This is a genomic window from Desulfobotulus sapovorans DSM 2055 (assembly GCF_059569355.1).
In genome coordinates this window covers 1-11401 of the sequence record NZ_JCANVJ010000015.1, presented here as the reverse complement: position 1 = coordinate 11401, position 11401 = coordinate 1, and the positions used below count along the sequence as shown (strand labels likewise).

At 50.7% G+C, this 11401-nt stretch carries 12 protein-coding genes; 11 read left to right on the top strand and 1 reads right to left on the bottom strand.

From position 1 onward, the window contains the following. The first annotated feature begins 31 nt into the window (after window positions 1-31). Entirely contained in the window at window positions 32-562 is a 531-nt protein-coding gene (locus BR04_RS11020; protein ID WP_496356066.1) for a type I restriction enzyme HsdR N-terminal domain-containing protein, read from the top strand. An 82-nt stretch (window positions 563-644) separates the two neighbouring features. Here the strand turns inward: BR04_RS11020 and BR04_RS11015 are convergent, their stop codons facing one another. Further along, window positions 645-1322: a zinc ribbon domain-containing protein gene (locus tag BR04_RS11015; RefSeq protein ID WP_496356065.1), complete on the bottom strand. Its 678-nt coding sequence runs from the start codon at window positions 1320-1322 to the stop codon at window positions 645-647. A 308-nt stretch (window positions 1323-1630) separates the two neighbouring features. Between BR04_RS11015 and BR04_RS11010 the strand changes: the two genes are divergently transcribed. The 10 genes from BR04_RS11010 to BR04_RS10965 all read left to right on the top strand — a co-directional run bounded on the left by BR04_RS11010 (window position 1631) and on the right by BR04_RS10965 (window position 11217). Further along, window positions 1631-2653, top strand: a complete 1023-nt coding sequence (locus BR04_RS11010) for a GGDEF domain-containing protein (protein WP_496356064.1) — start codon at window positions 1631-1633, stop codon at window positions 2651-2653. Window positions 2654-2966: 313 nt separating this feature from the next. Then, window positions 2967-3806, top strand: coding sequence for a CheR family methyltransferase (locus tag BR04_RS11005; protein WP_496356063.1), 840 nt, complete (start codon window positions 2967-2969; stop codon window positions 3804-3806). Between the two features lie 21 nt (window positions 3807-3827). After that, complete coding sequence (locus tag BR04_RS11000; RefSeq protein WP_496356062.1) at window positions 3828-6065, top strand: chemotaxis protein CheA; 2238 nt, start codon at window positions 3828-3830, stop codon at window positions 6063-6065. Further along, on the top strand, window positions 6062-6559 hold the full coding sequence (locus tag BR04_RS10995; RefSeq protein WP_496356061.1) for a chemotaxis protein CheD: 498 nt from the start codon (window positions 6062-6064) through the stop codon (window positions 6557-6559). The genes BR04_RS11000 and BR04_RS10995 overlap by 4 nt, the downstream gene beginning before the upstream one ends. Beyond that, window positions 6538-7389 carry an HDOD domain-containing protein gene (locus BR04_RS10990; protein WP_496356060.1) on the top strand — a complete coding sequence of 284 codons (852 nt, stop codon included), beginning with the start codon at window positions 6538-6540 and terminating at the stop codon, window positions 7387-7389. The genes BR04_RS10995 and BR04_RS10990 overlap by 22 nt, the downstream gene beginning before the upstream one ends. Before the next feature lie 19 nt (window positions 7390-7408). Continuing rightward, window positions 7409-7831 (top strand): response regulator, encoded by a 423-nt coding sequence (locus BR04_RS10985; RefSeq protein WP_496356059.1) that lies wholly within the window; start codon window positions 7409-7411, stop codon window positions 7829-7831. Then, window positions 7788-8249 carry a chemotaxis protein CheX gene (locus BR04_RS10980; RefSeq protein ID WP_496356058.1) on the top strand — a complete coding sequence of 154 codons (462 nt, stop codon included), beginning with the start codon at window positions 7788-7790 and terminating at the stop codon, window positions 8247-8249. Before BR04_RS10985 ends, BR04_RS10980 begins: the two co-directional genes overlap by 44 nt. A 24-nt stretch (window positions 8250-8273) precedes the next feature. After that, a complete protein-coding gene (locus BR04_RS10975) occupies window positions 8274-9317 on the top strand; it encodes a protein-glutamate methylesterase/protein-glutamine glutaminase (protein WP_496356057.1) in 1044 nt (347 codons plus the stop codon). A gap of 47 nt (window positions 9318-9364) precedes the next feature. Beyond that, the gene (locus BR04_RS10970) at window positions 9365-10294 is read left to right on the top strand and encodes a DsbA family protein (protein ID WP_496356056.1); all 930 of its coding nucleotides are present in this window, start codon (window positions 9365-9367) and stop codon (window positions 10292-10294) included. A gap of 515 nt (window positions 10295-10809) precedes the next feature. Further along, window positions 10810-11217, top strand: a complete 408-nt coding sequence (locus tag BR04_RS10965; RefSeq protein WP_496356055.1) for a hypothetical protein — start codon at window positions 10810-10812, stop codon at window positions 11215-11217. Window positions 11218-11401: the final 184 nt, after the last annotated feature.

Genomic DNA, 11401 nt, shown 5'->3' with positions numbered 1-11401 from the left:
GGGTCTTTTGACGGGCCTGGGGGAGGAAACCATGCAGTGCAGGACTCTTTGTGATTTTATCACAGGTAAAGAGGTGCCCAATGTGGGGGCTGAGGAAAACCGTCAGTCCGTGGAAAAATATCTGGTGAACGGTAAGGGCTACCCCAGAGAGACCATTTCCGTGGACTTCCCCCTGCATCTGGATCTGGATGGAGAGAGCTATGATACGGAGCTGGATCTTGTCATTTCTGTGGATGACCTTCCTCTGATGCTTGTCAAATGTGCGGCAGCATCCCTGGATTCCAGGGTGCGGGAGGCGGTGGCTGCGGCCCGCATTCTGAGTCCCTCCCATCAACTGCCCTTTGCCGTGGTTTCCGATGGCAGTACAGCCCTCATCCATGACGGCATAACGGGAAAAAAGCTGGGGGAAGGGCTTTCCCGGATACCATCCTTTGAAATCCTGGCTGCGTGGAAGGGGGAAAACGTCCTCACGCCCCTTGCTGGAGACCGGGTACTGCGTCAACGGCTGGTTTTTCGTACCTATGATACGCTGAATGTGAATGTGCAGCGCCATGTAAGCTGATTGGCATACGAGGCTTGTAACAATGAAAAGGGACACTCCTTTTATCGGGAGGTGTCCCTTTTTTGTTTTTTTGGGGGGGAGATTAGACCAGCGGGTCTACAGTTTTGCCACAGTGCTTGCAGATGTTGGCCCTGCGCTTGATGATTTCCATGCAGAAGGGACATTCACGGGTAAAACAGCGTTTGTGGATTTTTTCGATGGCCTCAGCAATGGCCTCCCTCATTTTTTCGTTATAGGGAGAGACATTACGCATGGGTTCCACCACCTCATGGGTATCGCAGATGTCCCCCAGCATTTCCAGAGCCTTGAAGCGAACCCGTACCGGTTCGTTGTGATCGGAAAACATGGAGACAATTTTGACGATGTCCTTGTTTACATAACAGTCTGCCAGGGTGGAAAAGCCTGTTTTGATGGCTTCCTTCAGTTTTTCCTGATCGTCGAGGGATTCCTGGGTGATAAGCCCATCCGTCCCGCCTTCGTGACCAAAGACGGTCATGAGTTCAAAACGGTCTTCAAAGGGATAACGGAGACAGCGGTAAGAGGATTTATGACCGTAATTGTTCTCAATATTTTCCCAGCCCTGGCTGAATACAGGGCAAAGATTGTTGTAACAGACATAGACATAGGGAGATCCCCAGCCTAAGCCATCACTGAAGGTATAGGGGGGGACTTCCCATATGTGCATCTCTTTCTGGCAGTGCGGGCAGAGGGGTTTGGTCTGTGCCAGCATCTGCGCCAGAAATTCTTCTTTGGTTTCCATGCAGTTCCTTTTTTTTGTCAGGGGTTTGGTGGTTTTTGTTCTGCCACACAAAAATTCTTCTTCATAATAGGACGCATTTTCTGTCTGTCAATTCATCGTGCCTGTCTGGGGTGGGGTAAGGAAGGCAGTCAGGCAGGATTGTCGTTTTTTTGACGGACGACGGAATAACGACGTTGGTTTGGGGAAAGCAGTCCTGCCCGGAGGTGTGGTTTTTTGAAATGACAGACTTTTTTGTGATGGCATCTGAATTGCAAGGAATTCTTTTCAGTTTTAGAGGCGATACCGTATGACATGAAAAGGAGGCAGCCATGAGACCCCATCCCCCCCTACAGCTTAAGATCAAAAACGGCATGCGAAGCATTGGGCGCATGATGGGATGGGTTCGGGAGGCAGATTACCGTCTGCTGAACCAGCATCTTCTGGCGATGCAGGAAAAGGAAGACCTTGATGGTCTTCTTGCTGAAGTCGCCCGCTGCCTTTCGGGAATGCTGGAATATCGTCTTTTTGGTTTTGTTATACGGGATGAGGCGGGTGTGGACGTCTGGATTGATCCGGATACCTTCCGGGATGCCTTTGCAGGTATCGTAATGGAAGACTTGGGCCTGGATGCCGATACCAATATCCGTTTCATGGGAGGATCGGACAGCGAATCTCTTCAGGAGAATATTTTACGGGAAAATCTTGATGTACGGAGTTTTCAGGAAAAGGATTTTACGGCTCATCTTTATCTTTCCACGGGACGCCGGATGTTACCCTACCATGACGAGATTCTGGGAACCCTGCTTGCCGGTATGCGTGCAGCTCTTCTGAATCATGTCCGTATCCGCAGGCTGGAGGGTGCTGTGTCTGAGGATACCCTGACCGGCTGTTATAACCGCAGGGAACTTGACCGGCAGATGACCCGTTTCCTGGCAGCCTCCCAGCGTCATGGAAAGGATTTTTCCCTCGTATTTTTTGATCTGGATCATTTTAAGAGAGTGAATGATGTCCATGGGCATCTTGCCGGAGACGCCGTGTTGCAAGGTATTGCAGGAGAGATTCGTGGCAAGATTCGTGCTGGGGATATTTTTTGCCGTTACGGCGGTGAGGAATTTGCCTTATTGCTTCCGGAGACCGATGGGCAGAAGGCTGCCGACCTGGCGGAACGTCTGAGACTTGCCATTGAGGCCCTGCAAATTCATGCGGGGAAAGATCTTTTTTTGCGGGTTACTGCCAGTTTTGGTGTCACCATGGCCTCCCAAGAGGACAGGGACGGGGCCAGCCTTCTGGCCCGGGCGGATGCCATGCTGTATCGGGCCAAGGCAGAGGGACGGAATCGCGTGGTTTTTTGATCTATTCTAAAAACAATAGAGTGCCTTATCACATCCGGTGAAGGTTTTCCTTCTCCGGATGTGTCTTTTTATGGCCCGTTTTCGTTTAGGTTTTCCTGAATTGACAGGGGAAGGGAAGTCGCCGTATAGTAACAGCAATCTGTACTGTCGTCTTGCTGTGTTTGTTCTGCTCAGCACTCCATTACTGCCTGTGGCGGTGGTTTATCAAAAAGGGCATCCCGGTACGGGATTCCGGTTTTACCGTGACGGGCTTGGATATTCTGGGGGACAAACATGTTTAAGTGCCCGGATCCGTATCGTTTCAGGGAGTTCCATGACAGGCATCCCTACCTATGAATTGAATGACAAAGATTTTTCCCTGTTCAGTCGCCTGGTTTATGAAAAATGCGGCATCCATCTGCATGAGGGAAAGAAGGAGCTGGTACGTTCCCGGCTTTCCAAGCGTCTCAGGGAATTGCGCCTTCCGGGTTTCAGCCATTACCTGAAACTTCTGAAAGCACCGGATGCGGAAGATGAACTGGTGCATATGCTGGACGCTATTTCTACCAATCTCACCAGTTTTTTCAGGGAAAAACGGCATTTTGAGTTTTTGGAAACCGAGGGATTGACATCCATCCGGGAGCGTATGCAGCGGGAAGAACGCCGGGATCTGCATGTATGGAGTGCCGGGTGTTCCAGCGGGGAGGAGCCTTACTCCCTGGCCATGTGTCTGCAAGAAGCGCAGAGATCGGGGCGTTTTCAACTCAGAATATTGGCCACTGACCTTTCAACGCGGGTACTGGAAACGGCTCAGGCAGGCGTTTATCCCCATAGCCGGGTTGCCGATCTTCCTCAGGATCTGGTACACCGTTATTTTTTAAAGGGTAAGGGGCGTATGCAGGGACGTGTCCGCATTTGTCCTGAGATCCGGGATCTGGTGACCTTTCGCCGCTTCAACCTCATGGATGTGTTTCCTTCCAGCCTGTCCTTTGATGTTATTTTCTGTCGTAATGTCATGATTTATTTTGACAAGCCTACCCAGGAACTTCTTGTGGGAAAATTTTTCAATGTTCTTCGCCCTGGTGGTTACCTCTTTATCGGCCATTCTGAAAGTCTCATGGGGATTCAGCATCGCTTCCGCTATGTGCAGCCTACCATTTACCTTAAAAGCTGATCCGTTTCGGGAAGGAAGTCTATGGAAAAGACGGGGTTTGCTGTTCAGAAGGTTTTGGATGAAGTCGCCTTGCGTGTGGTGACCCTTGAGGTGGATGATGTGCCGGGGTTAGGGCAGCTGCTTTCCAATCTGGAGGCTTTGGGGGATGCCTTGAAGACGGCAGAGGCGCCGGAGTCTATGGTGCGGGTGCAGCAAGGTATACGGGCCTTTGTCGAACGTCTTATTCTGAGCGAAGTGTTGAATTCTGAGCCTCTGGAGGAGGCTGTGGTACTGCTGCAGGAGATGGAAAGGGCCAGGATCCAAGGCGTTGCATGGTCAGGCGAGATTGTGGACATTCTTCTGTTGCTGGAGGGGAAGGAGTCGGGAGAAATCGAGAAACCTTCCGAAGGGTCTTCCGAAAAGGCAGAAAGTGCTGAAACAGGAAGTGCAGAGCGGGTTTTTTCTGCCCAGGATATGGATATTCTTTCCGATTTTATTCTGGAATCACGGGAGAGTCTTGAATCCATTGAAGTGCGCCTCATTGATCTTGAGGAAGATCCATCGGATATGGAAATTCTGAATGCCATTTTCCGGCCTTTTCATACCATTAAAGGTGTTTCAGGTTTTCTTGATCTTTTTGAGATCAACCGTCTTGCCCACAGTACCGAAAATCTTCTGGACAGTGTGCGGCAGGGGAGCTTGATGGTGGATCCTGAAGTTGTGGATATGGTTCTGGCTTCCGTCGATATCCTGCGCAGATTGCTTTTTTGTGTGGAAACCAGTCTTGGAGAAGGGGGGAGGATGGCTCCATGCGATGTTGATATCCACCCTCTGATTGATCGCATGGATCAGTACAAGGCCTTACCCGTGGAGTGCCGACTTGGAGAAATTCTGATAGAAAAAGGGGTGGTTTCCCAGGAGGATGTGGAGCGGGGGCTGGAGTACCAGGGACTTGAAGGACGGCCTCTGGGGGAGATCCTTGTACGTGAGGCCCAGGTGGAACCTAAGGAGGTCATTGCTGCCCTGCGGGATCAGAAACGGGGGCGGAGTGCCGGGAAGATTTCGGGGCAGCAGGTAAAGGTGGACACCGTAAAGCTGGATAACCTTGTGGATCTGACGGGAGAGCTGGTGATTGCCCAGTCCATGTTGCGTCAGATGGTTCTCGTCAAGGAAAAGAACTGTACCCAGCAGATGGGGCGTATGGGGCAGATTGTTTCGGATATCCAGAAGCTGGCCATGGGGATGCGTATGGTACAGATCGGCACGACTTTTCAGAAGATGGTACGCCTGGTGCGGGAGCTTGCCCGAAGCTCTGGAAAGCATGTCTGTCTTGAGATGTCCGGGCAGGATACGGAAATCGACCGCAATGTGGTGGAAACCCTGTATGAACCCATGGTGCATATGATCCGGAATGCCGTGGATCATGGCCTGGAAACTCCGGAAGAGCGCAGGGGTACGGGAAAGCCGGAAAAGGGCCTGATACGCCTGATGGCGTATCACAAGGGGGGCAATATTGTTATTGAGATGGAGGATGACGGGCGGGGGCTTGATGCGGAAAAAATACGGCAAAAGGGGGTTGAGCGGGGGCTTGTCTCCCAGGACGCGAACTTGGCGGAGTCCGAGATCTTTGACCTGATTTTTCAGCCGGGCTTTTCCACAGCATCCAGGGTGACCGATGTTTCGGGTCGCGGGGTGGGGATGGATGTGGTGAAGAAAGTGGTGGAAACCCTGCGCGGTCGTCTGGAGATTCACTCTCATTTGGGTTCGGGGACGCGCTTTGTGATGACCCTGCCCCTGACCATGGCCATTATTGAAGGGATGCTGGTTCGGGTAGGGCGGGAACGCTATATTATACCCGCCATTGCCATTGTGGAATCTTTCCGGCCTGCACGTAAGGATGTTTTTACTGTGGCAGGGCAGGGTGAGATGGTGATGACCAGAGGGGAGCTTGTTCCCATCATCCGCCTCGGGCGTCTTTGCGGTGCTGATGCCGATGATGTCAATCCCTGGGAGGCGATTGTGGTGGTTGTGGAGAATAAGGGACGCAAACGGGCCCTTCTTCTGGATGAGCTTCTGGGAAAAGAGGAATTTGTCATCAAAAGTATGGGGGTAACTTTTCACCGTCTGGCCTTTTTGGCAGGAGGATCCATTTTGGGAGATGGGCGTGTGGGGCTTATTTTTGACATGGCAGGTCTTTTTGAGATGGCAGATGGGGAGAGCGGAGAAAAAGCAGGGTGGGAAGGTTTGAGGTCTGAAACCGGGGATGAGGAGGGCCCGTGAAAGTGATTGTAGGTGTCTCCGATATGAAGGTCAGTGCAAATACGGGCGATGAGTTGGTCACCTATTCTCTGGGATCCTGTATCGGGATTGTGATTTATGATCCTGTGGTGAGGGTTGGGGGGATGCTGCATTACATGCTGCCGGAATCCTCTCTTGATCAGGAAAAGGCCAGAAAAAATCCTTACATGTTTGCAGATACGGGGATTCCCGCTCTTTTTAAGGCCACCTATGCCCTTGGTGCCCAGAAACAGCGCATGAAAGTGGTGATTGCCGGAGGTGCCCAGATTCTGGATCAGCAGGGCTTTTTTAATATAGGCAAGCGCAATCACATGGCTGTAAAGAAGATGTTTTTTCGCAACAATGTGATTGCAAGCCATGAAGAGGTTGGGGGGAACGTGAACCGCACCGTACGACTGGATATTTTTTCCGGAGATGTCCATATCAAGGTGGGCGGAGAAGGGGAGAGAAAGCTATGCGTGCCATCTCGGAACTGATCCGTGAAGTTGACAGCCTGAAACCCATGCCGCAGATTGCCCAGCAGGTGATGGCACTGGCCCAGGATCCCAGGGCAGATACGGAAAAAATAGCCAGCCTGATCCGTTTTGATCCCTATATTACGGCGGACTTATTGAAAATGTGTAACTCTGCCTATTTTACCCGGGGACATGCCATTGATTCCGTGCATGATGCCGTAAATATTTTGGGAATGGATCGTATTGTGGATCTGGTGGTGATGAAGTGCGGTGCCGCCAATTTTTCAGGAGAGCAGAAGGGATATGGGCTGGATGAGGGGGCTTTATGGAAAAAAGCCGTAAGTTGCGCCATTATCGCCAGAGATCTTGCCCTGCGTGTCGGGATTCAGGATCGCCAGCTTGTCTTTACTGCGGGCTTGCTTCGGGATATCGGTAAGGTGATTCTCAGTCGTTTTGTGGGCGAGCGTCTGGATCGGATTCAACGCCTGGTTACTGAGGATGGTTACAGTTTTCGGGAGGCGGAAAAAAAAATTCTGGGTGTGGATCACTCTGAGCTTTCCGCAGTGGTGGCCAAAAAATGGGGTTTTAGTCCCAGGCTTCAGAATCTGATCTGGAATTCCCATATTCCTGAAGGTTATGCCTTTACCGATGCTGCTACCAATGTGATTCATGTGGCCGATCAGGTCTGCATTATGTTGGGAATTGGCGTGGGAACAGATGGTCTTGCCTATCGTTTTCATAAGAAAGCCCTGAAGGCACTGGCGCTGGATGCAAGGGATCTACAGGAAATTATCGCAGGTTTTGGTGAACGGATTCGTGAGGTGGAAGACCTGATCGGGTCTTTTGGATGAAGGGCAGAAGGGAGAACTCATGGCATTTAAAATTCTGGTGGTAGATGATTCCCAGCCCATGCGGGCTGTGATTATCAAAACCATCCGTGCTGCGGGCTATGGGGATGGTGAATTCCTGGAAGCCGCCAATGGCAGGGAAGCCCTGGCCCGGATTGGAGAAAATTGGCTGGATATTGTGGTCACGGACTACAATATGCCCGATATGAATGGCATGGAAATGATTGCGGCATTGAAAAAAGATTCCCTTCTGGCCACAATCCCCGTTCTGGTCGTGACAACGGAAGGCAGTCGGGAAAAAGTGGAGTCTTTTTTGCGTATGGGGGCTTCGGGGTATATCAAAAAACCCTTTACCCCCGAAAAAATAAGGGAAAAACTGCTGGCAATTTTAGGAGCTCCCCATGGAACAGCGATTGAAGAAGGCGATGCAGGACTCGATTTCTGAAGTTTTGGGAACGATGTTTTACATGCCCCTTGAGTTTGACCCGGAGGAGAGTCTGGAGGGAAGTGGTCTTTTTCGGGAAGCCCGTATCTGTGCGGCAAAGCTTGATTTTAAAGGGCCTGTTTCAGGTTCTCTGCTGATGCTTATTCCTGAAAAACTGCTCAAGACCATGACGTCGGATTTTATGGGGAGTACGGAGGTGGGGCCGGAACAGATGGCTGGTACCCTGAAGGAAATTGTCAATATGGTAGCGGGGAATACCTTCAGTATCTATGACAGCAGTGCAGATTTTTCTCTTGGGATACCCGAAATGCTTTCGTCATCCTCCGTGACGCCACATTTCTTTGCGGGGGAAGGGGTTTTTCTTCTGGTGGAATCCCTGGAGGCTCCCATAGGTGTATGGATGGAAATTCGCTCCTGAAAGGAGCAGTACCGGGAGGGTGCTATGGGATCTGGATCTATCCGTGTCCTGGTTGTGGATGATTCGGCCATTGTCCGCAAGGTCTTTACGGAAGAATTGTCGCGGGAGCCGGGGATTGAGGTGGTGGGAACAGCTCCCGATCCATATGTGGCACGGGACAGAATTGTTCATCTGAAGCCGGATGTGGTGACGCTGGACATTGAAATGCCCCGTATGGATGGTCTTACCTTTTTGCGTAAGCTTATGCATTATTATCCGCTTCCTGTCATCATCGTCAGTTCCCTGACCCCCAGAGGGAGTGAACTGGCCCTGGAAGCTTTGGCCAGTGGCGCGCTGGAGGTGATTTCCAAGCCGACATCCGCCTATTCCGTCGGGGATATGAGTGTTCAGCTTGCGGAAAAGATCCGGGCCGTTGCGGGTGTGCAGGTGAATCGGCGTTTTTCTGAATCCGGAGGGGAACAGAAAAAAATGGTACATCCTGCTCCTTTGGCGTTGCGCGTAACCACACACAAGATGATTGCCATTGGGGCATCCACCGGGGGGACGGAGGCCTTGCGGGAAGTATTGATACGTATGCCCGCAAATGCTCCGGGTATTCTGGTGGTACAGCACATGCCCGCCCGTTTCACCACAGCGTTTGCCAAGCGACTGGATGATCTCTGTACCATTTCCGTGAAGGAAGCGGAGGATGGGGATGCCGTAACACCGGGGCAGGCCCTTATCGCGCCGGGGAATTTTCATATGCTGCTGCGGCGCAGTGGGGCGAGATATTATGTGCAGGTGAAATCAGGCCCCCTGATACATCATCAGCGTCCTGCTGTGGATGTGCTTTTTGATTCTGTAGCCAGCTATGCAGGAGCCAATGCTCTGGGGGTTATTCTGACGGGTATGGGGGCGGATGGTGCTGCGGGTATGAAAAAAATGCGGGATGCTGGAGCAAGAACCCTTGCCCAGGATGAAAAAAGTTGTGTGGTTTTTGGTATGCCCAGGGAAGCCATCCGGATGGGAGGGGCGGAGTATGTTCTCCCCCTGGATCAGATTGCGGAAAAGGCCCTGATGCTTTTATGATTTATTTTGGATGCATTTTTTATTCAACACTGAGGAAAAGGGGTTGTATGCGTTTATTTTCTACGGTCTGGTGCAGATTCTGGCTTTTTGTTTTTGGTTTGTGGGCCTGTTTTTTCATGCCCTGTACACTTGTAGCAGGGGAGACGGTAAAAGAAAGTTCCGGTCTTAATCTTGAGAACCTCAAAGAAAGTATTGCCAGACGTACCCGGTTTTCCTGGGGAGAAAGGGATGAGAGGTTTAAAACCTTTTCCAGGGAGAATGTTCGGATTGTCCAGCAGGTGCCTGTAGAAGTGAATGGAAGTGTTCTTTTTGCCGTGAAAGTGAAACTCAGGATGCCGGCTCCGGACACCCATGAAGAACAGCTTCTACTGGTTGTGGATGGCGGCGGTCAGTTGCAGTTCACGGATATTCAGGATTTGTCTACAGGGCGCAGCCTTATGGAAGACTCCATGGCTGTTTTGCGTAAAATTGATAATCTTCCCAAGGATTTCGGCACAGTTCTCTTCAGGGGAAAGGGCAAGCATGAGATGGTCGTGGTTTCCGATCCCTTTTGTCCGTACTGCCGTAAGGGGTGGGTTTTTTTGAAAGGACAGCGGGAGAAGATCAAGACCCTGCGGTTGGCGCATTTTCCTTTGAATCGGATTTCCGAGGTTACCTGCATGGTGCTTACAGATGTGGAAACCCGAGATTTCAGGGTGCTTGAGGTCGTGGATTTTGCTTATGAAAATCTGACTTTTACGCAGGATCCCCAGGTACTTTTGCAGCAGTTTTTAGCCGCTTTTCCGGAGCTGAAAAAAAAATGGGGGGAAGACGGTGCTGCCGCGTTGGCCTATCTTGAATCCCATTACCAGGAAAAAATTCGGAAGGAACGTATGGACGCCCAGACCCTTGGGATCAGCTCTACGCCGGTTTTTTTTGTAAACGGTCATATGGTAGAAGGTTTTCAGGCGGAAAAACTGGGTGAGCGTCTTCAATGAAAGCTGGAACACGGTGGACTTTATCTTTTCTGGGGTTTTCTGGTTTTATTTTTTGCCTTCTGTCTTTTTGGGGAATCAGCGATCCTTTCTGCCTGACTTCCGGCTGTGATGTGTACAAAGGGTATCAGGTTTTCGGGATTTCTCTTTATCTCGTCGGCGCTCTGGTTTTTCTGATGATGGGGGGGCTTGCCCCTTGGTTTTTCGAGACCCGCTGGTTTCGCCTGTTTACGGCCCTGGTACTGGGGTGCAATCTTATCTTTCTTGTTTTTCAGATTTTTTTATGGCCCTGTATATCCTGCCTTATTGTGGCTGCGTTTTTTGGAATGTTTGGATTTTGGTGTTTTCGTAACGGCGTTCTGCTCTATCGATGTCTCTTATGGGTGTGGTTTCTTTTGTTCTTTGGAGCTCTGTTGGGGGCAGCCCGGGAGGGGATTGCCCCCTGGCCTCTTCAAGAAGGAATCGTTGGAGAGGTTCAGATTTTTTTCTCTCCGTCCTGTCCTTCCTGCAGGAACCTTTTGGAAAAATGGATACAAGATCCGGATGGTTTTAAAACAATAGCTCTCTATCCCATTGCTAAAGACCATCAGGATCGTTACCGCATCCTGAGTCTGAAGAAAAATCTGGATCAGGGTATGGCGGTCACAGAGGCTTTTTCCCGTTTTTGGGAGGAGGCTTCTTATGGAGAGATCTCTTTTTCAGAGGGAATCGGATTGAACCTGAAGCTCTGGAGAAACAGGATGGCTCTGGCAAAAATGGGAGAAAGCCGTGTTCCTCTTGTGATATCGCGGGGGAATGTTGGCGTTCCGGTGCGTTCAGTGTCGGAGTTTTCGGATGCTCCTGCTACCGGATGCACCATCATTCCCAATGGCTCGGGGCTTTGTGGCGACGAAAGGGAGCAGGATTTTTTTCGGCGGGAGTGGTAGGGGCACTGCGTTTTTTGTATGCTTTCCCTGTCGGATGGTTCTGCTGTAGAGCTTTTTGTGAGCTGTTTTTGGGTATGTTCTGAAAAAACAGTTTTTAAAATTCTTATGTTTCAAGCAAGTTAAGAAAAAAGAAAAAAGATGGAAAAAAAGGTGTTGACACCCTTGGGTCAAATGGGTAGTTTGC

What these genes read in the sequence shown, in the direction of transcription:
- BR04_RS11020 (WP_496356066.1), top strand. Translation starts at nt 32, where the DNA reads ATGCAGTGCAGGACTCTTTGTGATTTTATCACAGGTAAAGAGGTGCCC.
- BR04_RS11015 (WP_496356065.1), bottom strand. Translation starts at nt 1,322, where the DNA reads ATGGAAACCAAAGAAGAATTTCTGGCGCAGATGCTGGCACAGACCAAA.
- BR04_RS11010 (WP_496356064.1), top strand. Translation starts at nt 1,631, where the DNA reads ATGAGACCCCATCCCCCCCTACAGCTTAAGATCAAAAACGGCATGCGA.
- BR04_RS11005 (WP_496356063.1), top strand. Translation starts at nt 2,967, where the DNA reads ATGACAGGCATCCCTACCTATGAATTGAATGACAAAGATTTTTCCCTG.
- BR04_RS11000 (WP_496356062.1), top strand. Translation starts at nt 3,828, where the DNA reads ATGGAAAAGACGGGGTTTGCTGTTCAGAAGGTTTTGGATGAAGTCGCC.
- BR04_RS10990 (WP_496356060.1), top strand. Translation starts at nt 6,538, where the DNA reads ATGCGTGCCATCTCGGAACTGATCCGTGAAGTTGACAGCCTGAAACCC.
- BR04_RS10985 (WP_496356059.1), top strand. Translation starts at nt 7,409, where the DNA reads ATGGCATTTAAAATTCTGGTGGTAGATGATTCCCAGCCCATGCGGGCT.
- BR04_RS10980 (WP_496356058.1), top strand. Translation starts at nt 7,788, where the DNA reads ATGGAACAGCGATTGAAGAAGGCGATGCAGGACTCGATTTCTGAAGTT.
- BR04_RS10975 (WP_496356057.1), top strand. Translation starts at nt 8,274, where the DNA reads ATGGGATCTGGATCTATCCGTGTCCTGGTTGTGGATGATTCGGCCATT.
- BR04_RS10970 (WP_496356056.1), top strand. Translation starts at nt 9,365, where the DNA reads ATGCGTTTATTTTCTACGGTCTGGTGCAGATTCTGGCTTTTTGTTTTT.